The sequence below is a fragment of the Escherichia sp. XD33 genome (assembly GCF_019375075.1).
GTDB lineage: Bacteria > Pseudomonadota > Gammaproteobacteria > Enterobacterales > Enterobacteriaceae > Enterobacter > Enterobacter flexneri_A.
The window spans coordinates 186,828-205,405 of sequence record NZ_JAENDM010000002.1 but is presented as its reverse complement, the minus strand read 5'-3'; the positions used below and the strand labels follow the sequence as shown (position 1 = coordinate 205,405).

The window sequence follows — 18,578 nt, the reverse complement described above, 5'->3', positions numbered from 1 at the left end:
ATCCGATTTAATATTAATCTACATCTGATATTTTTTATCTCTTAAAGATTCATAAATCCGTTGACAAGTCACTCCTGCGATGTAGCGTTTGTCAGCAATTTCAGCATAAAGCTGAGCTTCTGCTGCAATATCTCCGAGCATGTTGGTGAGCATTCCTTCGGCGGCTTTGGTTGTTTTGCCTCTGACGGCAGCGGCAAGATTTGCGGTATGCTGCGCTGCGTCAAGGCGTATGGCATATTTTGTTGCTTCGGCACGCAGCTGGTTAACACTATCAGACAGATCAGCAGCCCTGGCAGAAATTTCAGCGGCTTTCTGTTGTGCATCTTTAACAGCCTCATCACGGGATATACTTCGCCCCTGTTCAATTATTCGAGCAGCAAATTGGACATTTACCTCTTGAGATAATTCGGCAGCATCACGCTCCGCCCATTTTTTTTGCCATCCTCTGTCGCTCCAGACATTACCTACGACAAATCCTACCAACACGAGCAAAATCACCGTGAATATCTGATTCACTGTTCTATCCCCCAGCAGGTTAATGCACTCTCCTGGTCACGACGAATAACCTGACCGTAACAATTATTTGAACGAATGCGGCAATCACGTCCACCGTCCTTTATCCACCAGCGAATCGCCTCGCATGCGCCTTTACGATCACCGGCATTAAGCCGCTTATAAAACGTCGACGGAAAACACTTACCAGGGCCAATGTTATAGGGACAGAATGACGCGATACCGGCTTTCTGTGGCTCGGTCAGTGGAACTTTTATATTGCGCTCCACCCATGCCAGCGCCTTATCACGCTCAATGGCGTTGACCTGGTCGCATTTTTCCTTCGACAGTTTCATATTGGGAAAAACGGTTTTTCCATCCACCACTGTGGCACCCCGACAGATGGTCCATATGCCAGAACCATCGCGGTATGCCATTGTGTGGTTACCTTCTTTTTCGTCCAGAAACTGGTCAAGTATCTGAGGAGCAGATGCGCCAGCACCAATCAGCGCCAGAACGGCAGCCGACAGGCCGTATCTGATTTTTGTGTTCATAGATATTTATGATGAGGACGCTCGTGCTTATTGGCAGGATTTTCAATCTTAAAGGAGTACTGATGCTGCAGATAAGACTCAACTTTTTCTGACAATTTTTCTGCTACTTCCAGGAAGACTTGCCGGACGCTCATTCTGGCTGCTGCCTCATAAAACTCCAGCGCAGCTCCTTCAACACGGTCCATGGCGACATCCAGGCCAAAAATTTCACCGTCAAAGCGTTCTTTGTCCTGTAAGGCTACAGTTACCGTAACTTTATTCTCAAAATTACGGACTCCTTTCACAACCAGTTCATAGTCTTGAGTCATTGGATTACTCTCCTCTCGCAGCCTTACGCCTGTCTTCTTTAATCTTGAAATAAAGATTTGTCAGATACGTCAGCATGCCAAATACCAGACTACCCAATACACCTATTGCCGCCCACTGTGAGGGCGTGACTTTATCGAGCAACTGTAAAAACCAGTAGCCAGCACTGCCTGCAGAGGTGCTGTAGGCGATGCCCGTTGTTAACTTATCCATGGATTTCATAGCCTCACCTCCGCAGATAACGGATGGTGTACACGGTTTGGTTCGAAGAAGGAAAGAAGTTACATTAGCGTAAGGCCCGAACATCTATTCAAAAAGAAAAACGCCAGCAATTATTCTGGCGTAGCTAAAAATATCGTATAATCTTACACTTCAAAAAATAACTTTATAAAATGCCATCACATCATATCTTCTAAGAAAATCTTGATAAATATTGGTGCGGAGGCACACCAAAATATCCTCTAAAAACACTTACAAAATATGATGCATTGTCATACCCGCATATTCCCGCCACCTTGCCGACAGTATGGTTACTGTAGATCAATAATCTTTGCGCCATCATCATTCGTTCTTCAAGAATTAATTTACTAAACGATAATCCTTCGTCTTTTAATTTTCTTTTTAACAAACTCTCGCTCATATATAATCTTGAAGATATATCACAAAGTCTCCATGACGCAGAGATATCCGAGTGAATAATAGCCTTAACTTTACAACCTAAGCTATTAAGACTTCCGAACAAAAAACTTTGCACTATTTTCTCTGAAGATAAGACAGCAAGACATGCAAGTGATATTTGATTTCTAACTACATCCACGGTTTTGCTATCACAATTCAAGCATGCAACCAAGTTCTTTAACAATGAAAAATCTTCACATTCTACTATCAAGTATGACGGATAAAACCTTCTTACAGAAAAAGGTGAGAGTGTGTAGTTTTTAAAGAAATCATTAACTGTTTTCTCCTCAACATCTACGATCATTAGATGATCTGTATTTGACGAAAAAAGATCTTTTAAATTGTATTCAATGAGGACAGCATTTCCTTTTTTAAACAAAATATCTTCTTTACCAATTCGGACACCAAACGAGTTCAACACCAAAATGATAGAACATATGTATGGCATATTATCCACCTGATATCATTGGGGTTACACCAGGTAAGTATAGGTGGAAAATCAATATTCGCCAGTTCAACAATAAGGAAAATCTCATTGCATCACAACTATAAAACCATGTGTTTAACTCACAAAAAACAAATCATTAAACTAATCTGTTATATTATAATAGCTGCGTGCAATAATAATATTATATGCTCTTAATATTCACTTGAAATATCTTCATATAAAAACAGATTGAATAAAATCTTTTGGGGCTGGTATGTTTACCAACATTAAATTGCATCTCAATGTCTTCTTTAGCGTGAACAGGATTTTTATAAAAACTGACACTATGAGCATCATAGCGTAGTTTTTACGATTGTAAATATCCTGCATACAGGAACTCATCACTTTCAGATGATATCGCATACAGTTAATTCACCATCAGTCTTAGAGCCAGTTCTTCCGGATAGGGATCGAAGTAGTTCTGTGTAAGCAAGTAATCATTAGGATACTCACCCAGATAATGCTTCAGCAGAGTCAACGGCGCAAGAAGAGGCAATGTGCCAAAGCGATAGTTAAGTATAACCTCGCTCAACTCTTTACGCTGGCGTGTACTTAAGTAATTACTAAAATACCCCTGTATATGCATCAGCACATTCGTGTGATTTTTACGTGATGCTGGTTTTCTGAGAATCGCCATCAGATTATCACGATACACCTCAAAGTATGATTCAAGGTCCGCCCACTCGTGTATTGCAGCCACAAATGGTCCCATATCTTTATAGCCTGCCTGGCTATGCGCCAACAACTGAAGCTTATAACGACTATGAAAAGCTAATAACTCTCTTCTTGATAATTTCTCCTTGTAAAGGTGATTGAGCTCATGCAAAGCAAAAACTCTTTCAATAAAATTCTCACGAAGCACTGGATCATGTAATCGCCCATCCTCTTCAACCGGTAGCCAGGAAAACTTTTCCATCAAAGTGCTCGTAAATAGTCCCACTCCATCTTTACGACCTCGATTACCATTTTCATCATAGACACGCACGCGCTCCATGCCACAGCTGGGAGATTTAGCACAAACCACAAACCCCGATACATCCTTTAATTTGTCCATATAAGAACGACTAAACTCTGTCATTCTCTCTGTCACATCCTCATTCTGGTCGTGGCTGAAACACATCCGTATATTTCCTTGCTTCGAGCGCACAAGTCGTAGAGCAGGACGCGGAACTGGCAGCCCTATAGCCATTTCCGGACATACTGGTCTGAATGTTACCCATTCCACTAATTTGTCCATTAAAAAGTCATCTCTTTTGTGACCACCATCAAAACGAACAGCAGAACCGCCCAAACAACCGCTGATCCCAATCACAGGTTTTTTTATCATTTCCTCCCCCTTGACTAATTCATTAACACATAAACTTTGTAGTGCACGGACTAAATTGCCTTTCTGGCTTCATCACTGACAATTTTTCTGTTATTGACTATTCCTAATATAGTAGGAAAGTTCTTTAAGTGATCGGTCGTACTCATCTATCTTTCATACTTACTCTCAACTATCAAAAGTACAGGATTTATTATGAAGTTATGGCCTGTGTTGACTGGCATTGCACTCTCTTTCACTCTTATAGCATGTAAGGCCCCGACACCACCTAAAGGTGTGCAGCCGATTACAAATTTTGACGCCAACCGCTACCTCGGAAAATGGTATGAAATAGCTCGCCTCGAGAACTGGTTCGAACGTGGTCTGGAACAGGTCAGCGCTACTTATGAAAAACGGAACGACGGAGGGATTCGCGTACTTAACCGTGGATACGATCCAACGAAAAACAAATGGAGCGAGAGCGAAGGTAAAGCATACTTTACTGGAGATACTAAAACTGCAGCGTTGAAAGTTTCGTTTTTTGGCCCCTTCTATGGTGGCTATAATGTAATCAAACTGGATGATGAGTATAAGTATGCTCTTGTCAGTGGTCCGAACAGAGAATACCTATGGATTCTGGCAAGGACCCAAACTATTCCAGATAATGTAAAAGCAGACTATGTGCGTACCGCTCAAAAGTTGGGATTCAATGTCAATGAACTATTATGGGTTAAACAATAAAATCCCCACCCGAAATGATACTTATTAGAAAAAAACCAGCCTTTGGGGAGGCTGGCTAAATCAGGAAATAAGCTGTTATATGATAATAACTACGTTGCGATTCCAACATTTAAAATGTTAGACTAATGAAAATCAGACAGCAACTTTTCCTTTAATTATTTCGAACAATCAGCATCCATCTCCAATCGGAGATCCAACACCATCAGCATGCCCTCCACTACGCCCTCAGCTTTCTGGAGCATCCTGCCAACCCAACAATCAGATCGCCCATGCTTACGTGCAAGCGCCATAAAAGTCATGCCGCCGACATAATAGTCCACCAATAAATCATGTAAATCGCTGTTGTTTTTTTTCAGGCGAGCCATACATTCACAAATGATCATCGCGTCATCGTCACAGCATTGCGGACGAGATCTTACTTTTGAAGGAATTAATCCCTTAAAACCGGCGGCATTGGACGACCAGGTCACATCTTCATGATTATTAGCCGCCCATGCCCCCCAACGCTCAAGAACCATCTGAATATCACGCATCAACTTACTCCACAAAATTAGGCCAGCACACCAATTGCCAGCGCGCGATCGATAAATCGAAAAATCAGCTCCAGTTGGGAGCCATACTTCTCTTCAAATGCCACGGTATCCGTATGCAACTCGTCGTGATGCTTTCTGCACAAAGGCAAAACAAAGAGATCATGTGCTTTGGTTCCCATTCCGCCCTGCCCGTGACCAATCAGATGATGCGGATCGTCGGCTGGCATACCGCAGCAAGCACACGGCTGTGTCTTAACCCAGCGTGTGTATTTCTCCTTAACCCACCGGTGACGTTTAGGCAGCTTCATGAAAGATTCCGGAGACTCTGGATCAACGGTGATGCTTACCACCGTCTTTTCCTGTGATGGGTTTTGTTGCTGGTGGGCGTGAGGCAACGGTGCAAGATTTTTTGTGCGCTGTTTCAATATGCTGGTGGCGGTCTGCTCTCCCGGTACGATGTCGCTTTCGCGGTACACCGAGCAGATTTTTTCCGCTGGTAATCCCAGCGAGCGACGTAATACCGCTTCCGGTAGCGCGTCCGCCAGCTGATTGCGGACCGCCCACCAGGATAATTCAGCCAGAGATAATTCACGCTCCTGCGTACCGCTTATTGCGTGACCGATGACGTCAATCATCCATGCTGACAGGTTTTGATGAGCAAGTTGCTCGAGTGATTCGGATGTCTGGTCACGCAGCTGGTTGTCGCAGTGCCAGCACAACACCATTGCGCCGGTACCATATCGGTGAATAACGGTTTCGCTGTGATGATAATCGCCGTGTGGCCACTGGCAGGATTTAATATGGCGCAACAGCCAGTCAGACAATGCACCAGCACCACCAGCAGCACGAATTACCCGTGCGTTACTGAAAAACGGCAGCAATGTTTTGTCTTCCACCAGCGGCTGGCGAACGGCAGGAACGACCCCGGACGGCAGATTACGCATGCTTTTCGGTTCCGGCTCCACCAGTACCCGGGTATTGTGGAATACCGGCATGGATTCACGGCCCGGCTTAACGACCACCAGCCCAAGTTCCGGTACCAGAACAGGTCGAAGTAATACCCGCACGTTACCTCCAGATGCGTTGCTGGAATGTACGGGACGGACGCGGTGGGCGTTCGGAGTAAGGCAATCTGACTGAGATTATCCAGTGACGGTAGTCGAGACTAAGGGCTTTCTTAACTTCGTATCCGCGCCTGCGGTAACACTGAATTATCCATTCAGCCTGCTCTTCAGTGCATGGAGGGTGTTGGAACCATTCAGACTTGAATGCGTGAGAATACCGCTCGTGCGTGCAGACAAGAACGGGCGAATTATCAGAATTGTAATATTTTACGTTGCGTGCCATCGGTTTTCTCCGGTGGCACGGTGTTACTCAGCGGGAGTTCAGCCCCGCGCAAGATTGTAGATGAGTTTATTCTTCTGCAAAAGCTGAAAAGCCTGCTTTTATTCCGATCTCTTTCAGTGCCTGTAATGAAGTGACAAACTCACCTTCGCGCAAGATAAATCCGTCTGTCACTCGACCATCCACAAAATTAATTAACGCAGCCCCATTCTTTCGCAAACACATAATGCGGTAATGACTAACAAGATTTCCATTTTCAACGCACACAGCATAGAGGCCATCTTCACAAAAATTTTTACGCAGTTCTTCGATGTTCATCATCAGAATCCTTCCGGATAATTAGCTCTCCCCTTTAAGGGACCATCCCTCTTATCCCTGCGCGCTACTTAAGTATTTTTGATTCTATTCCGGCACCGTCCAGAACTTCAAACGCGTTGAAAATAAAAACAAAAACCCGCCGAAGCGGGTTAAGTGCGAGTGCGTTGAGGATGCCTGCCACATCAGAGGTGGCGAGGGATTTCTCCCTCGCCGGGTCTCTTACTCCTCAGGTTCGTAAGCTGTGAAGACAGCGACCTCCGTCTGGCCGGTTCGGATTCGTACCTCGCAGAGGTCTTTCCTCGTTACCAGTGCCGTCACTATGACGGTTAAACAGATGACGATCAGGGCGATTAACATCGCCTTTTGCTGCTTCATAGCCTGCTTATCCTTGCCTTTCGGCACGTAAGAGGCTAACCTACATGTGTCTAGCATGAAATTGGCCTCAGATTAATGTTAAGCGTCTTGCAGGACGCGTAATGTTAACTGGGGCTTTTCTCTATCTGCCGTTGGTGTTCATGCCCGAGGCAGATAGCCTCAAGCACCCGCAGCCATTCTACTTAACTACCGTTACCTCTCCAATATGAAATCAATCAGAAAGGTGATCCATAAGAACAATAACAAGACAATAAATTGCCATTACAGCCACAATAGCCAGCGTGCATTTGAGAACCAGCACATAAATCTCCTGCTCTTGACGTATACAGGCACTGATAAATATGTGTCTTCGTGCTCGTTACTTCAATACGTAAGCGTCAGTTGCGCGTAATCAAATCAGATATGTGGCGTGTTCCCCAACCAGGACGGTACGTTCACCGCGATGACATATACCAAAAGCAAAACGTTTAAAACCGAATCTGGCGCGCGTTGCTGGTTAGCCAGAAACACTGACTGATGAGGCTGACGATGGAATTTAAAGATTTACCGTCTGATGTACAGAAAACAGCAGCTCATACATTGCATTCTGTGCTGCGAGAAATCGGGAAAGATATTGCAAGCGAGCCAGCAAAAGATCTGGCCCGGAAAATCAAGACCGCTTTCGTTGAGCTTTATAATGTTGGCACTGACTCTGAAACTGTCGAGACCAAGACCGTAAGTTCACCAATATTCTCACTTGAGCCAGGCGTATTATCAGGTGAAATATGCACCGAGATTTCCAGCGAACTGCTTCCGGTAATACGAGAAGCAATTTGCCGTCGCGGTTTGGATGGAAGTTACGATCATGACGTCCTGCAAGTTCTCAGGACAATGGTGACTTCACTGGGGATTTGATCCCTGCGTCCTCTAACCTTTTGATATAGCGGTCCTCCAAGAAGCGGTAAATTTTGTCGAAATCATCTTTCCCCTCTGGTTTATTCAGAGGATTACAGGACCCGTAAGTAGCGGCATACATTTCAACCGTTTTATCAAAAATATAAGAGACAAATTCTTCTTTAGTCATATAGATTTCCTTCTTGGTTATTCGGAATAAGAAGGATACCACCTCGCCTGACGTGGTTAAAAGCAGGCACACAACACGAAAGCGCACGGCGAAGTTCGTCTCACTGTACGGTGTCGTTAAATTTAATTCGACCGTGCGCTTCCGGTTGTGGCAACCCGCGAAATGGCGCGGCGGTAAGTATGGCGGGGTTATTCCTTCCCCGTTGAGGACACCGAGTTGTCAGGTTGACCATACGCTTAAGTGACAACCCCGCTGCAACGCCCTCTGTTATCAATTTTCTGGTGACGTTTGGCGGTATCAGTTTTACTCCGTGACTGCTCTGCCGCCGTTTTTAAAGTGAATTTTGTGATGCGGTGAATGCGGCTAAGCGCACGCGGAACAGTTAAAACCAAAAACAGTGTTATGGGTGGATTCTCTGTATCCGGCGTTAATTGTTAACTGGTTAACGTCACCTGGAGGCACCAGGCACTGCATCACAAAATTCATTGTTGAGGACGCGATAATGAAAACGTTATTACCAAACGTTAATACGTCTGAAGGTTGTTTTGAAATTGGTGTCACTATCAGTAACCCTGTATTTACTGAAGATGCCATTAACAAGAGAAAACAAGAACGGGAGCTATTAAATAAAATATGCATTGTTTCAATGCTGGCTCGTTTACGTCTGATGCCAAAAGGATGTGCACAATGAATTCAGCATTTGCGCTTGTTCTGACAGTTTTTCTTGTTTCCGGAGAGCCAGTTGATATTGCAGTCAGTGTTCACAGGACAATGCAGGAGTGTATGACAGCAGCAACCGAACAGAAAATTCCCGGTAACTGTTACCCGGTCGATAAAGTTATTCACCAGGATAATATCGAAATCCCGGCAGGTCTTTAAAACAGTTCCGTAATAAATATCCGGTTTCATTCTTATATGCCAGCAATGGCAGGGATTTGTTCATCCTTAAATCTGTCATGAGGTTAAAACAAAATGAGTAAAGTCTTTATTTGCGCCGCTATTCCTGACGAACTGGCAACAAGGGAAGAAGGCGCTGTGGCTGTAGCCACAGCCATTGAAGCTGGCGACGAACGCCGTGCTCGAGCAAAATTTCACTGGCAGTTCCTGGAACATTATCCGGCTGCTCAGGACTGCGCTTATAAATTTATTGTCTGCGAGGATAAACCTGGCATACCCCGCCCTGCCCTCGATTCATGGGATGCTGAATATATGCAGGAAAACCGCTGGGATGAGGAGTCTGCTTCTTTTGTCCCGGTTGAGACTGAATCCGATCCGATGAACGTCACTTTTGACAAGCTGGCCCCTGAAGTACAGAACGCTGTCATGGTTAAGTTCGACACATGTGAAAACATCACCGTTGATATGGTTATTAGCGCACAGGAATTGTTGCAGGAAGACATGGCAACATTCGACGGACATATCGTTGAAGCGTTGATGAAAATGCCAGAAGTTAACGCCATGTATCCGGAGCTTAAGTTGCACGCCATTGGGTGGGTTAAGCATAAATGTATTCCTGGTGCTAAATGGCCCGAAATTCAGGCAGAGATGCGCATCTGGAAAAAACGTCGCGAAGGTGAACGCAAGGAAACCGGAAAATACACGTCTGTTGTTGATCTCGCCCGCGCCAGAGCCAATCAACAGTACACTGAAAATTCAACAGGAAAAATCAGCCCGGTCATTGCTGCCATTCATCGCGAATACAAGCAGACATGGAAAACACTGGATGACGAACTGGCCTACGCTCTCTGGCCTGGTGATGTGGATGCCGGAAACATTGACGGCAGCATCCATCGCTGGGCAAAAAAAGAAGTTATCGACAACGACCGCGAAGACTGGAAGCGTATCTCGGCATCAATGCGCAAACAGCCTGATGCCCTTCGCTACGACCGCCAGACTATTTTTGGCCTTGTCCGTGAGCGTCCGATCGACATTCACAAAGTTCCCATAGCACTGAACAAATATATCTGCGAATACCTGACGACAAAGGGCGTGTTTGAGAATGAAGAAACAGACCTGGGCACTGTTGATGTTCTCCAGTCATCAGAAACACAAACTGATGCAGTGGAAACTGAGGTATCTGATATCCCAAAAAATGAAACCGCGCCGGAAGCTGAACCATCTGTAGAGCGTGAGGGGCCGTTCTATTTCCTCTTCGCAGATAAGGACGGAGAAAAATACGGTCGCGCAAACAAACTTTCTGGTCTGGATAAGGCACTGGCTGCTGGCGCCACTGAAATCACAAAAGAAGAATATTTTGCCCGAAAAAATGGCACATACACGGGCTTACCGCAAAATGTAGATACCGCTGAAGATTCAGAACAACCAGAGCCGATAAAAGTTACCGCTGACGAAGTAAACAAAATTATGCAGGCAGCCAATATCAGCCAGCCTGACGCCGATAAGTTGCTTGCTGCATCACGTGGTGAATTTGTTGAAGGGATTAGTGACCCGAATGATCCGAAATGGGTTAAGGGGATCCAGACCCGCGATTCTGTGAACCAGAACCAGCATGAATCGGAACGGAACTACCAAAAAGCGGAACAAAACAGCACAAATGCGTTACAAAACGAGCCAGAAACGAAACAGCCTGAACCAGTGGCGCAACAGGAAGTGGAAAAAGTCTGCACCGCCTGCGGTCAGACCGGCGGCGGCAACTGCCCTGATTGTGGCGCGGTGATGGGCGACACAACATACCAAGAAACATTCGATGAAGAGTATCAGGTTGAAGTTCAGGAAGATGATCCGGAGGAAATGGAAGGCGCTGAACATCCACACAAGGAGAACACTGGCGGCAATCAGCATCACAATAGCGATAATGAAACTGGCGAGACGGCAGATCACTCAATTAAGGTGAACGGTCATCACGAAATCACATCCACCAGCAGGACGTGTGACCATCTAATGATCGACCTTGAAACCATGGGAAAAAATCCCGATGCCCCGATTATCTCAATAGGTGCAATATTTTTCGATCCGCAAACCGGAGATATGGGACCGGAATTTAGTAAGACTATCGATCTGGAAACTGCTGGCGGAGTCATTGATCGGGACACCATTAAATGGTGGCTTAAACAATCACGCGAAGCGCAATCTGCCATTATGACCGATGAAATCCCGTTAGATGATGCACTGTTACAATTGCGGGAATTTATCGACGAAAACTCCGGTGAATTTTTTGTTCATGTCTGGGGAAATGGAGCCAACTTCGACAACACGATTTTGCGCCGTTCATACGAACGGCAGGGGATCCCCTGCCCGTGGCGTTACTACAACGATCGCGATGTACGCACAATCGTTGAGCTGGGGAAAGCCATAGACTTCGATGCCAGAACGGCTATTCCATTCGAAGGTGAGCGCCATAATGCACTTGATGACGCCCGTTACCAGGCAAAATACGTTTCAGCTATCTGGCAAAAACTGATCCCGAGTCAGGCTGATTCTTAATGTTCAACTGTCGCCGGTTGTGACTGGTATTCTGCAACCGGCGCTCGTCTGATGTAAGAGATAAAGAAATCGATGAGCGAAGTAATCATGATTGTCTCTCCCGGCAAATGGGTATCCGAAGAGCAGTTAATTGCGCTGAAAGGAATAAAAAAAGGTACGTTAAAAAAGGCCCGGGAAAAATCGTTTATGGAAGGAAGGGAATATAAGCATGTCGCTCATGACGGTATGCCATGGGATAACAGTCCATGCTTTTACAACCTGGAAGAAATTGATCGCTGGATTGAGCGCCAGGCATCAGCAAGACCAAGACGTCATCTTACTTGACTAAAAGCCACACTAACTAATGAGAGAAGTTGAAATGAAATATCCGACAGGCGTGGAAAACCATGGAGGGAAATTACGTATCTGGTTTGTTTATAAAGGCGTAAGAGTCAGGGAAAACCTGGAGGTTCCTGACACAGCAAAAAACAGGCGCGTTGCAGGTGAGCTACGCGCCTCTGTTTGTTACGCAATAAAAACTGGTGTTTTCGACTATGCAAAACAGTTTCCCTCCTCACGCAATCTGGAAAAATTTGGTGAGGCCCGACAAGATTTAACCATAAAAGAACTGGCTGAAAAATTTCTGGCACTGAAAGAAACTGAAGTCGCAAAAACATCACTCAACACATACCGTGCCGTCATCAAAAATATCCTGAGCATAATCGGTGAAAAAAATCTTGCCTCATCGATTAATAAAGAAAAATTACTGGAGGTTCGTAAAGAGCTACTGACTGGATACCAGATCCCCAAAAGTAACTATATTGTTACACAACCAGGGAGATCGGCTGTAACTGTAAATAATTACATGACAAATCTTAACGCCGTGTTCCAGTTTGGTGTTGATAACGGTTACCTGGCAGATAACCCGTTTAAGGGGATCTCGCCATTAAAGGAATCAAGAACCATTCCGGATCCTCTTTCGCGGGAGGAATTCATCCGTCTTATCGATGCGTGCAGAAATCAGCAAGCCAAAAATTTATGGTGTGTTTCTGTTTATACTGGCGTTCGCCCTGGTGAGCTGTGTGCACTTGGATGGGAGGACATAGATCTGAAAAATGGAACAATGATGATCAGGAGAAATTTAGCAAAAGACCGTTTCACGGTCCCAAAAACACAGGCGGGAACCAATCGGGTCATTCATCTTATTAAGCCAGCAATCGACGCTCTCCGGAGTCAGATGACATTAACGAGACTGAGCAAAGAGCATATCATTGATGTTCACCTCAGAGAGTATGGCAGAACAGAAAAACATAAATGCACCTTTGTTTTTCAACCTGAAGTGTCAGCGAGAGTAAAAAATTATGGTGACCATTTTACCGTTGACTCAATAAGGCAGATGTGGGACGCAGCGATAAAACGTGCCGGACTCCGCCATCGAAAATCATATCAGTCGAGACATACTTATGCCTGCTGGTCGCTGACAGCTGGTGCTAACCCGGCATTTATAGCAAACCAGATGGGCCATGCAGATGCGCAAATGGTATTTCAGGTATACGGAAAATGGATGTCTGAAAACAATAATGCACAGGTAGCTTTGTTAAATACACAGTTAAGCGAGTTTGCCCCAACCATGCCCCATAACGAAGCAATGAAAAATTAATTTAATATTTATCAAATAGTTGACACGTATGACTCTTGAAATCCATAAATTCAAGCGCAGTGCCCAGCCATCCCGATACTGCTGCTTTCACCAAATCCTTAGTGCTTCTTTCGTGTTTTTCTATTGTCATAATGGTTATCTCTAAAAAAGAGGTAAGATGCGTACTACTTACTCGCCGTTATTGGTATTATTCAGAAAAAGTGAGTAAGACTTTGCAGCAATGTTTTTGATCCTGTTCAAATAAACTAATGGCATCAGCAACATGCTGGAAATCAAACGTATGGGTAATTAATTTTTCTGGTTTAATTAACCCTTTACTTAACCAGTCGATAACGATCGGGAATTTATTTGCATTTAAGCGTGAAGAGAAAATAGAGAGTTCTTTTCCGGTAATTCCTTGCTGAATCACTTCAGACGGTTCACTGGAGAACCCCATCAATACAATACGTGCCGCTGGAGAAGCCAGCGTTACGGCCTCTTTCAGGATAGAAGGATGACAAGCCGCATCGATAATTAATGTCGGCTTGATGCCTTTTTCAGTGAAAATCTCGCCAAGCGGTGTCTGGCTGTTATTAATCGCCCAGTCAGCCCCGCTCTCTTTCGCTTTTTCCAGTCGTTCATCAATGCGATCGGCAACAATCACATTTTTAACGTTATAGACGCCTTTTAATACCTGAACGATCGTCAGGCCGATTGGACCGGCACCATAAACCAGAACGGTATCATTTTCAGTCGGTTGACCATGTCCGGTTACGTTAGCCGCAATGGTAAAAGGTTCGATCATTACCGCATATTGATCGGCCACTGCTTCAGGAATTTTCCACGCATTTTTTGCCGGAACCACGGCATATTCACTGAAACCACCGTCAGCGTGCACACCTAATACAGCCAGTGTCGTACAAACGTTCGGTTTACCTATAGAGCACGGATAGCAATGCCCACAGCTGACCACCGGATCGACAGCAACACGTTCACCGACTCTGGCGCTTTCCACGCCTTCACCCACTGCATCAATGACGCCAAAGAATTCATGACCAATGACGCGCGGATATTTCGCAAAAGGATTATGCCCACGATAAATATGGCTATCTGAACCACAAATTCCGGCAAGTTTCACTTTTACTCGTACTTCACCCGCTGACGGGGTGGGTATTTCACGTTCGACAATCGCCAGTTGATTCGGTTTTTCAATTAATATGCTTTTCATTATCTTACTCCTTACCAGTTCCACAGCGTGCCATCTTCCAGACGTGCGACTGGTAGATAAGCAGGTTCATAGGGATATTTCGCCGCCAGCTTTTCATCGAATTCGATACCAAGACCCGGTTTGTCTCCCGGATGCATATAGCCGTTATCGAAAGTCCAGTTGTGCGGGAAGACTTCGAGCATTTGTTCGGAATAACCCATGTATTCCTGGACACCGAAATTGGGGACCCACAGATCAAAGTGCAGCGCCGCAGCCATGCAGACTGGTGACAAATCGGAAGGACCGTGTGAGCCAGTACGTACCTGATACAGCGAAGCAAAATCGGCAATCCGGCGCATACCGGTAATTCCGCCTGCATGGGTCAGCGTGGTGCGGATATAATCGATGAGTTGCTCTTCAATCAGTTGTTTGCAGTCCCAGATGCTGTTGAAGACTTCACCCACTGCGATGGGTGTGACGGTATGTTGGCGAATGAGACGGAAGCATTCCTGGTTTTCCGCAGGCGTCGGGTCTTCCATCCAGAACATGCGATAATCTTCAATGCTTTTACCAAAGCGCGCCGCTTCAATAGGCGTTAAGCGATGGTGCAAGTCATGCAGCAGATATTCATTAAAACCAAACTTGTTACGTACCGCGTCAAACAATTTCGGCATGAAATCGAGGTATTTCTCCGTCGACCACAGCTGCTCTTCCGGCCACTGTCCTTTGGTTGCGGGTTCATAAGCCAGACCTTTACCTTTCGACATGCCGTAGGTGGTTTTCATACCTGGGATTCCGCACTGCACGCGGATGGCTTTGAATCCCAGCTCCTGATGACGGGCATAATCATCCAGAGCTTCATCAATACTGTGACCGGTGGTATGGCAATAAACCATCACCCCTTCACGAGACGCGCCGCCGAGTAACTGGTAAAGCGGCATGTTGGCAGCTTTGGCTTTAATATCCCACAGCGCCATATCAACCGCTGAAATGGCCGACATCGTAACCGGACCGCGACGCCAGTAAGCACCTTTATAGAAAAACTGCCAGATATCTTCGATACGGTGCGCATCGCGACCAATAAGCTGCGGACAAAGGTGATCCTGCAAATAAGAGGCCACGGAAAGCTCACGTCCATTGAGGGTGGCATCCCCAAGGCCCGTAATACCGTCCTCAGTGGTGATTTTTAATGTGACGAAATTACGCCCCGGACAGGTAACAAAAACTTCAGCCTTTACGATCTTCATGTTCGATTCCTTGCATCGCTTGTCGTGATGCATGAAATCTACGCAACTGAGCTACTACCATACAAGTATGAAGATCGAAAAAAGCCAGAGTGATCACAAAAAAAGGCGTATATTTGCGCTGTGAATGGTTGACAAAAGATGAAATAGAATACCTTTTGTCAGCTGACACTTCCTCGTATCTTATTGATAAAATGGATTTATGTTCCTACGTGCGCCCCCAGCCCGCAACAATGATCAACATGCCGCAAAGCGCAATCAACGCACCCGTCCAGTCATAAAGAGTCAGTTTCACGCCATCCACAACGCGCAGCCACATCAACGCCGTGCAGACATAAACGCCACCATAAGCCGCGTAAACACGCCCACTCGCCGCAGGATGCAACGTTAACAACCAGACAAACAGCGCCAGTGAAATCCCCGCCGGAAGCAACAGCCAGATACTGGCGTTTCGTTTTAACCACAACCAGGGCAGAAAGCATCCAATAATTTCACACAGCGCAGTAGCAAAAAATAGTAACGTTGTTTTAATCATCTTTGTCACTTATTGACATCATGTATAGTTATAGGGCGACATAATATCATCAATATAAACACCCTCCTGGTACGTTTTGCGTTCGCAGTGGATGGTGTAGAATCACCTTTAATCATTCATACAGGGAATGAATTATGAAAATCACTCTCAGCAAACGAATCGGCCTGCTCGCTTTTCTGCTGCCTTGCGCACTGGCATTGAGCACAACTGTTCATGCCGAAACTAACAAACTGGTGATTGAGTCTGGCGACAGTGCACAAAGCCGCCAGCACGCCGCTATGGAAAAAGAGCAATGGAATGACACGCGCAATCTGCGTCAGAAAGTGAATAAACGCACTGAAAAAGAGTGGGATAAAGCCGACGCCGCTTTTGATAACCGCGATAAATGTGAGCAAAGCGCCAACATCAATGCCTACTGGGAGCCCAATACTTTGCGCTGCCTGGACCGTCGAACTGGCCGCGTTATTACCCCCTAACCTGTTATTGATTTAAGGAATGTAAGGACACGTTATGCCAAGCGCCCACAGTGTTAAGCTACGCCCGCTGGAGCGTGAAGATTTACGCTATGTACATCAACTCGACAATAACGCCAGTGTGATGCGTTACTGGTTTGAGGAACCCTACGAAGCCTTTGTTGAACTCTCTGATCTGTATGATAAGCATATTCATGATCAGAGCGAACGGCGCTTTGTGGTGGAATGTGACGGCGAAAAAGCCGGTCTGGTGGAGCTGGTGGAAATTAACCATGTTCATCGCCGCGCAGAATTTCAGATAATTATCTCCCCGGAGTATCAAGGGAAAGGTCTGGCAACCCGTGCCGCCAAATTAGCAATGGACTATGGCTTCACCGTTCTCAATCTCTATAAGCTGTATCTGATCGTTGATAAAGAGAATGAAAAAGCGATTCACATTTACCGCAAGCTTGGCTTTTCGGTTGAAGGTGAATTGATGCATGAGTTCTTTATTAATGGTCAATATCGTAATGCCATTCGCATGTGTATATTCCAGCATCAGTATCTGGCAGAGCACAAAACACCGGGTCAGACTCTCCTGAAGCCGACCGCACAATAGCATTAATAATAATCGATCGTATTTTTGATGGTGTAAACCCGTTCGACGGCGGGTTTTACTCCTTCATCAACAATGATCAGCTGACAGTCCACCGGATTGGCGTGACTGTCATATTCACAGCTCTGTTTTACATTACCAACTAGTTGATTATTCAGTAAAGTAACCGCTGTGTAATCTAATTTTTTGATCGGGTCCGTTGATGGCGTGGCGCTGACAGATAATGTTTTGTCGTTACTTTTCGTGGTTTTACCCAGTGGATAACCCTGATCATCATAGCGATATTCCATCTGCATTTGTTTGCTGCTGGCTTTAATCACGAAGCCATTATCATCGGTTTCCCAACTCACCCCGGCAGAAGGTAATTCTGCTAGCTGGCATTTTCCCTGTAAACGTACTCTCTTCTCCAGCGTCTCGGCATCACGGTAATAATTGGCGTCCAGTACCAGAGCGACCACGGTATTATTTTCCAGATCCAGTAATTCGAGTGAATCAAAACAGCCTTCTTGCGACAAAGTCCCAGAAACACGTTTCGTCACTTCACCTTGCTCATCCATTAATGTCTGAGTGAAATCTTTTACCGGACCACGCAGCGGATCAAAATCGAATTCATTAGAGAAACTGGCCATCTCAGGGGTAAATGAAAGTGTTACCTCTGTGCGGTCACATCCTGTGAGGAATATCGCGAGTAAGCATGGTAGTAATTTGTATTTCACAACAGTCACCAGAGAGTAGAGATGATTCTCAATCATAGTAGCAAATACAGTACTTTACACGTTAAATGCTATGCTTAAAGAAGTTATCTTCGCGTAAGGAGCTTATGATGAAACTCTCAACCTGCTGTGCCGCGCTTCTGCTCGCCCTCGCCTCACCCGCAGTACTCGCCGCGCCGGGATCCTGTGAGCGCATACAGAGCGATATATCACAGCGCATTATCAATAATGGCGTACCCGAAAGCAGCTTCACATTAAGTATTGTACCCAATGACCAGGTTGATCAGCCTGATTCCCAGGTCGTCGGGCATTGTGCTAATGATACGCATAAAATTCTCTACACCCGCACCACCAGCGGTAACGTCTCTGCTCCCGCGCAGTCTACCCAGGATGGCGCGCCTGCCGAACCGCAGTAATACATTATCGACTGAACGCCGGATACGACACATCCGGCGATTTGAACATACAACATAATCCCACCTTATTACTCATACCCTTCTATTGATATGGATTAATAATTCTTAACCCAAAATGGGTAGACTCCCTCTATTGTTA

27 protein-coding genes are annotated in these 18,578 nt (G+C 45.5%); 11 read left to right on the top strand and 16 right to left on the bottom strand.

What is annotated here, in order from left to right:
• Window positions 1–18 precede the first annotated feature (18 nt).
• The 6 genes from K0778_RS02545 to K0778_RS02520 form a co-directional block, all read right to left on the bottom strand.
• Entirely contained in the window at window positions 19–516 is a 498-nt protein-coding gene (locus tag K0778_RS02545) for a DUF2514 domain-containing protein (RefSeq protein WP_001071776.1), read from the bottom strand.
• Window positions 513–1,046, bottom strand: a complete 534-nt coding sequence (locus tag K0778_RS02540; RefSeq protein ID WP_001092971.1) for a lysozyme — start codon at window positions 1,044–1,046, stop codon at window positions 513–515. Before K0778_RS02540 ends, K0778_RS02545 begins: the two co-directional genes overlap by 4 nt.
• A complete protein-coding gene (locus K0778_RS02535; RefSeq protein WP_000189918.1) occupies window positions 1,043–1,354 on the bottom strand; it encodes a DUF1327 domain-containing protein in 312 nt (103 codons plus the stop codon). Before K0778_RS02535 ends, K0778_RS02540 begins: the two co-directional genes overlap by 4 nt.
• Before the next feature lie 4 nt (window positions 1,355–1,358).
• Window positions 1,359–1,574, bottom strand: a complete 216-nt coding sequence (essD, locus tag K0778_RS02530) for a phage lysis protein EssD (RefSeq protein WP_000839587.1) — start codon at window positions 1,572–1,574, stop codon at window positions 1,359–1,361.
• A gap of 190 nt (window positions 1,575–1,764) precedes the next feature.
• On the bottom strand, window positions 1,765–2,478 hold the full coding sequence (locus K0778_RS02525; RefSeq protein WP_001146314.1) for a helix-turn-helix domain-containing protein: 714 nt from the start codon (window positions 2,476–2,478) through the stop codon (window positions 1,765–1,767).
• A 406-nt stretch (window positions 2,479–2,884) separates the two neighbouring features.
• Entirely contained in the window at window positions 2,885–3,844 is a 960-nt protein-coding gene (locus tag K0778_RS02520; RefSeq protein ID WP_000592549.1) for a DUF523 and DUF1722 domain-containing protein, read from the bottom strand.
• Window positions 3,845–4,036: 192 nt separating this feature from the next.
• Between K0778_RS02520 and K0778_RS02515 the strand changes: the two genes are divergently transcribed.
• On the top strand, window positions 4,037–4,561 hold the full coding sequence (locus K0778_RS02515) for a lipocalin family protein (protein WP_000780584.1): 525 nt from the start codon (window positions 4,037–4,039) through the stop codon (window positions 4,559–4,561).
• A gap of 155 nt (window positions 4,562–4,716) precedes the next feature.
• On the opposite strand, the gene K0778_RS02510 is transcribed toward K0778_RS02515, so the two are convergent.
• The 5 genes from K0778_RS02510 to hokD all read right to left on the bottom strand — a co-directional run bounded on the left by K0778_RS02510 (window position 4,717) and on the right by hokD (window position 7,131).
• Window positions 4,717–5,094, bottom strand: a complete 378-nt coding sequence (locus tag K0778_RS02510) for an antiterminator Q family protein (RefSeq protein ID WP_063084873.1) — start codon at window positions 5,092–5,094, stop codon at window positions 4,717–4,719.
• A 17-nt stretch (window positions 5,095–5,111) separates the two neighbouring features.
• Window positions 5,112–6,161 carry a DUF968 domain-containing protein gene (locus K0778_RS02505; RefSeq protein WP_001265274.1) on the bottom strand — a complete coding sequence of 350 codons (1,050 nt, stop codon included), beginning with the start codon at window positions 6,159–6,161 and terminating at the stop codon, window positions 5,112–5,114.
• Window position 6,162: 1 nt separating this feature from the next.
• Window positions 6,163–6,441 (bottom strand): hypothetical protein, encoded by a 279-nt coding sequence (locus K0778_RS02500; protein ID WP_012775982.1) that lies wholly within the window; start codon window positions 6,439–6,441, stop codon window positions 6,163–6,165.
• A 66-nt stretch (window positions 6,442–6,507) separates the two neighbouring features.
• The gene (gene rem, locus K0778_RS02495) at window positions 6,508–6,759 is read right to left on the bottom strand and encodes a protein Rem (RefSeq protein ID WP_000981003.1); all 252 of its coding nucleotides are present in this window, start codon (window positions 6,757–6,759) and stop codon (window positions 6,508–6,510) included.
• 216 nt (window positions 6,760–6,975) lie between these two features.
• The gene (gene hokD, locus K0778_RS02490; protein WP_000813254.1) at window positions 6,976–7,131 is read right to left on the bottom strand and encodes a type I toxin-antitoxin system toxin HokD; all 156 of its coding nucleotides are present in this window, start codon (window positions 7,129–7,131) and stop codon (window positions 6,976–6,978) included.
• 400 nt (window positions 7,132–7,531) lie between these two features.
• Here hokD and K0778_RS02485 point away from each other — a divergent pair, with 400 nt between their 5' ends.
• Both K0778_RS02485 and K0778_RS02480 read left to right on the top strand, forming a co-directional pair.
• Window positions 7,532–7,648 (top strand): DUF1391 family protein, encoded by a 117-nt coding sequence (locus K0778_RS02485; protein ID WP_063084875.1) that lies wholly within the window; start codon window positions 7,532–7,534, stop codon window positions 7,646–7,648.
• Window positions 7,649–7,659: 11 nt separating this feature from the next.
• Window positions 7,660–8,025, top strand: a complete 366-nt coding sequence (locus tag K0778_RS02480) for a hypothetical protein (protein ID WP_001320327.1) — start codon at window positions 7,660–7,662, stop codon at window positions 8,023–8,025.
• Here the strand turns inward: K0778_RS02480 and K0778_RS02475 are convergent.
• The gene (locus K0778_RS02475; RefSeq protein WP_000159335.1) at window positions 7,994–8,194 is read right to left on the bottom strand and encodes a hypothetical protein; all 201 of its coding nucleotides are present in this window, start codon (window positions 8,192–8,194) and stop codon (window positions 7,994–7,996) included. The two genes, K0778_RS02480 and K0778_RS02475, sit on opposite strands and share 32 nt — an antisense overlap.
• 502 nt (window positions 8,195–8,696) lie before the next feature.
• On the opposite strand from K0778_RS02475, the gene dicB reads away from it, so the two are divergent.
• The 5 genes from dicB to K0778_RS02450 all read left to right on the top strand — a co-directional run bounded on the left by dicB (window position 8,697) and on the right by K0778_RS02450 (window position 13,277).
• A complete protein-coding gene (gene dicB / locus K0778_RS02470; RefSeq protein ID WP_000854559.1) occupies window positions 8,697–8,885 on the top strand; it encodes a cell division inhibition protein DicB in 189 nt (62 codons plus the stop codon).
• Entirely contained in the window at window positions 8,882–9,073 is a 192-nt protein-coding gene (ydfD, locus tag K0778_RS02465; RefSeq protein WP_001083273.1) for a lysis protein YdfD, read from the top strand. Before dicB ends, ydfD begins: the two co-directional genes overlap by 4 nt.
• 93 nt (window positions 9,074–9,166) lie before the next feature.
• Window positions 9,167–11,638 (top strand): exonuclease, encoded by a 2,472-nt coding sequence (locus K0778_RS02460; RefSeq protein WP_063084876.1) that lies wholly within the window; start codon window positions 9,167–9,169, stop codon window positions 11,636–11,638.
• Window positions 11,639–11,710: 72 nt separating this feature from the next.
• Window positions 11,711–11,962, top strand: a complete 252-nt coding sequence (locus K0778_RS02455) for an excisionase family protein (RefSeq protein WP_000005552.1) — start codon at window positions 11,711–11,713, stop codon at window positions 11,960–11,962.
• A 34-nt stretch (window positions 11,963–11,996) separates the two neighbouring features.
• Window positions 11,997–13,277, top strand: coding sequence for a site-specific integrase (locus K0778_RS02450; protein ID WP_063084877.1), 1,281 nt, complete (start codon window positions 11,997–11,999; stop codon window positions 13,275–13,277).
• 187 nt (window positions 13,278–13,464) lie between these two features.
• Here the strand turns inward: K0778_RS02450 and K0778_RS02445 are convergent, their stop codons facing one another.
• The 3 genes from K0778_RS02445 to K0778_RS02435 all read right to left on the bottom strand — a co-directional run bounded on the left by K0778_RS02445 (window position 13,465) and on the right by K0778_RS02435 (window position 16,242).
• The gene (locus tag K0778_RS02445) at window positions 13,465–14,484 is read right to left on the bottom strand and encodes a Zn-dependent oxidoreductase (protein WP_000836066.1); all 1,020 of its coding nucleotides are present in this window, start codon (window positions 14,482–14,484) and stop codon (window positions 13,465–13,467) included.
• 11 nt (window positions 14,485–14,495) lie between these two features.
• Window positions 14,496–15,710 carry a starvation-sensing protein RspA gene (gene rspA / locus K0778_RS02440; RefSeq protein WP_072651183.1) on the bottom strand — a complete coding sequence of 405 codons (1,215 nt, stop codon included), beginning with the start codon at window positions 15,708–15,710 and terminating at the stop codon, window positions 14,496–14,498.
• Window positions 15,711–15,915: 205 nt separating this feature from the next.
• Window positions 15,916–16,242, bottom strand: coding sequence for a YnfA family protein (locus tag K0778_RS02435; RefSeq protein ID WP_000598292.1), 327 nt, complete (start codon window positions 16,240–16,242; stop codon window positions 15,916–15,918).
• 134 nt (window positions 16,243–16,376) lie between these two features.
• On the opposite strand from K0778_RS02435, the gene K0778_RS02430 reads away from it, so the two are divergent.
• Together K0778_RS02430 and speG are read left to right on the top strand one after the other, a co-directional pair.
• Window positions 16,377–16,718 carry a DUF1283 family protein gene (locus K0778_RS02430; protein WP_000705197.1) on the top strand — a complete coding sequence of 114 codons (342 nt, stop codon included), beginning with the start codon at window positions 16,377–16,379 and terminating at the stop codon, window positions 16,716–16,718.
• Window positions 16,719–16,752: 34 nt separating this feature from the next.
• A complete protein-coding gene (gene speG, locus K0778_RS02425; RefSeq protein WP_001138581.1) occupies window positions 16,753–17,313 on the top strand; it encodes a spermidine N1-acetyltransferase in 561 nt (186 codons plus the stop codon).
• A gap of 2 nt (window positions 17,314–17,315) precedes the next feature.
• On the opposite strand, the gene K0778_RS02420 is transcribed toward speG, so the two are convergent.
• Window positions 17,316–18,026, bottom strand: a complete 711-nt coding sequence (locus K0778_RS02420; RefSeq protein WP_072651186.1) for a YnfC family lipoprotein — start codon at window positions 18,024–18,026, stop codon at window positions 17,316–17,318.
• Between the two features lie 107 nt (window positions 18,027–18,133).
• On the opposite strand from K0778_RS02420, the gene K0778_RS02415 reads away from it, so the two are divergent.
• A complete protein-coding gene (locus K0778_RS02415; protein ID WP_001295396.1) occupies window positions 18,134–18,439 on the top strand; it encodes a DUF1161 domain-containing protein in 306 nt (101 codons plus the stop codon).
• Window positions 18,440–18,578: the final 139 nt, after the last annotated feature.

Excerpts from the sequence above, each read along its gene's own strand:
- K0778_RS02415 (WP_001295396.1), top strand. The coding sequence starts at position 18,134 with ATGAAACTCTCAACCTGCTGTGCCGCGCTTCTGCTCGCCCTCGCCTCA.
- K0778_RS02510 (WP_063084873.1), bottom strand. The coding sequence starts at position 5,094 with ATGCGTGATATTCAGATGGTTCTTGAGCGTTGGGGGGCATGGGCGGCT.
- rem (WP_000981003.1), bottom strand. The coding sequence starts at position 6,759 with ATGATGAACATCGAAGAACTGCGTAAAAATTTTTGTGAAGATGGCCTC.
- essD (WP_000839587.1), bottom strand. The coding sequence starts at position 1,574 with ATGAAATCCATGGATAAGTTAACAACGGGCATCGCCTACAGCACCTCT.
- K0778_RS02540 (WP_001092971.1), bottom strand. The coding sequence starts at position 1,046 with ATGAACACAAAAATCAGATACGGCCTGTCGGCTGCCGTTCTGGCGCTG.
- K0778_RS02450 (WP_063084877.1), top strand. The coding sequence starts at position 11,997 with ATGAAATATCCGACAGGCGTGGAAAACCATGGAGGGAAATTACGTATC.
- K0778_RS02535 (WP_000189918.1), bottom strand. The coding sequence starts at position 1,354 with ATGACTCAAGACTATGAACTGGTTGTGAAAGGAGTCCGTAATTTTGAG.
- K0778_RS02480 (WP_001320327.1), top strand. The coding sequence starts at position 7,660 with ATGGAATTTAAAGATTTACCGTCTGATGTACAGAAAACAGCAGCTCAT.
- K0778_RS02455 (WP_000005552.1), top strand. The coding sequence starts at position 11,711 with ATGAGCGAAGTAATCATGATTGTCTCTCCCGGCAAATGGGTATCCGAA.
- speG (WP_001138581.1), top strand. The coding sequence starts at position 16,753 with ATGCCAAGCGCCCACAGTGTTAAGCTACGCCCGCTGGAGCGTGAAGAT.
- dicB (WP_000854559.1), top strand. The coding sequence starts at position 8,697 with ATGAAAACGTTATTACCAAACGTTAATACGTCTGAAGGTTGTTTTGAA.
- K0778_RS02435 (WP_000598292.1), bottom strand. The coding sequence starts at position 16,242 with ATGATTAAAACAACGTTACTATTTTTTGCTACTGCGCTGTGTGAAATT.
- K0778_RS02460 (WP_063084876.1), top strand. The coding sequence starts at position 9,167 with ATGAGTAAAGTCTTTATTTGCGCCGCTATTCCTGACGAACTGGCAACA.
- K0778_RS02430 (WP_000705197.1), top strand. The coding sequence starts at position 16,377 with ATGAAAATCACTCTCAGCAAACGAATCGGCCTGCTCGCTTTTCTGCTG.
- ydfD (WP_001083273.1), top strand. The coding sequence starts at position 8,882 with ATGAATTCAGCATTTGCGCTTGTTCTGACAGTTTTTCTTGTTTCCGGA.
- hokD (WP_000813254.1), bottom strand. The coding sequence starts at position 7,131 with ATGAAGCAGCAAAAGGCGATGTTAATCGCCCTGATCGTCATCTGTTTA.
- K0778_RS02525 (WP_001146314.1), bottom strand. The coding sequence starts at position 2,478 with ATGCCATACATATGTTCTATCATTTTGGTGTTGAACTCGTTTGGTGTC.
- K0778_RS02445 (WP_000836066.1), bottom strand. The coding sequence starts at position 14,484 with ATGAAAAGCATATTAATTGAAAAACCGAATCAACTGGCGATTGTCGAA.
- K0778_RS02520 (WP_000592549.1), bottom strand. The coding sequence starts at position 3,844 with ATGATAAAAAAACCTGTGATTGGGATCAGCGGTTGTTTGGGCGGTTCT.
- K0778_RS02500 (WP_012775982.1), bottom strand. The coding sequence starts at position 6,441 with ATGGCACGCAACGTAAAATATTACAATTCTGATAATTCGCCCGTTCTT.
- K0778_RS02515 (WP_000780584.1), top strand. The coding sequence starts at position 4,037 with ATGAAGTTATGGCCTGTGTTGACTGGCATTGCACTCTCTTTCACTCTT.
- K0778_RS02475 (WP_000159335.1), bottom strand. The coding sequence starts at position 8,194 with ATGACTAAAGAAGAATTTGTCTCTTATATTTTTGATAAAACGGTTGAA.
- rspA (WP_072651183.1), bottom strand. The coding sequence starts at position 15,710 with ATGAAGATCGTAAAGGCTGAAGTTTTTGTTACCTGTCCGGGGCGTAAT.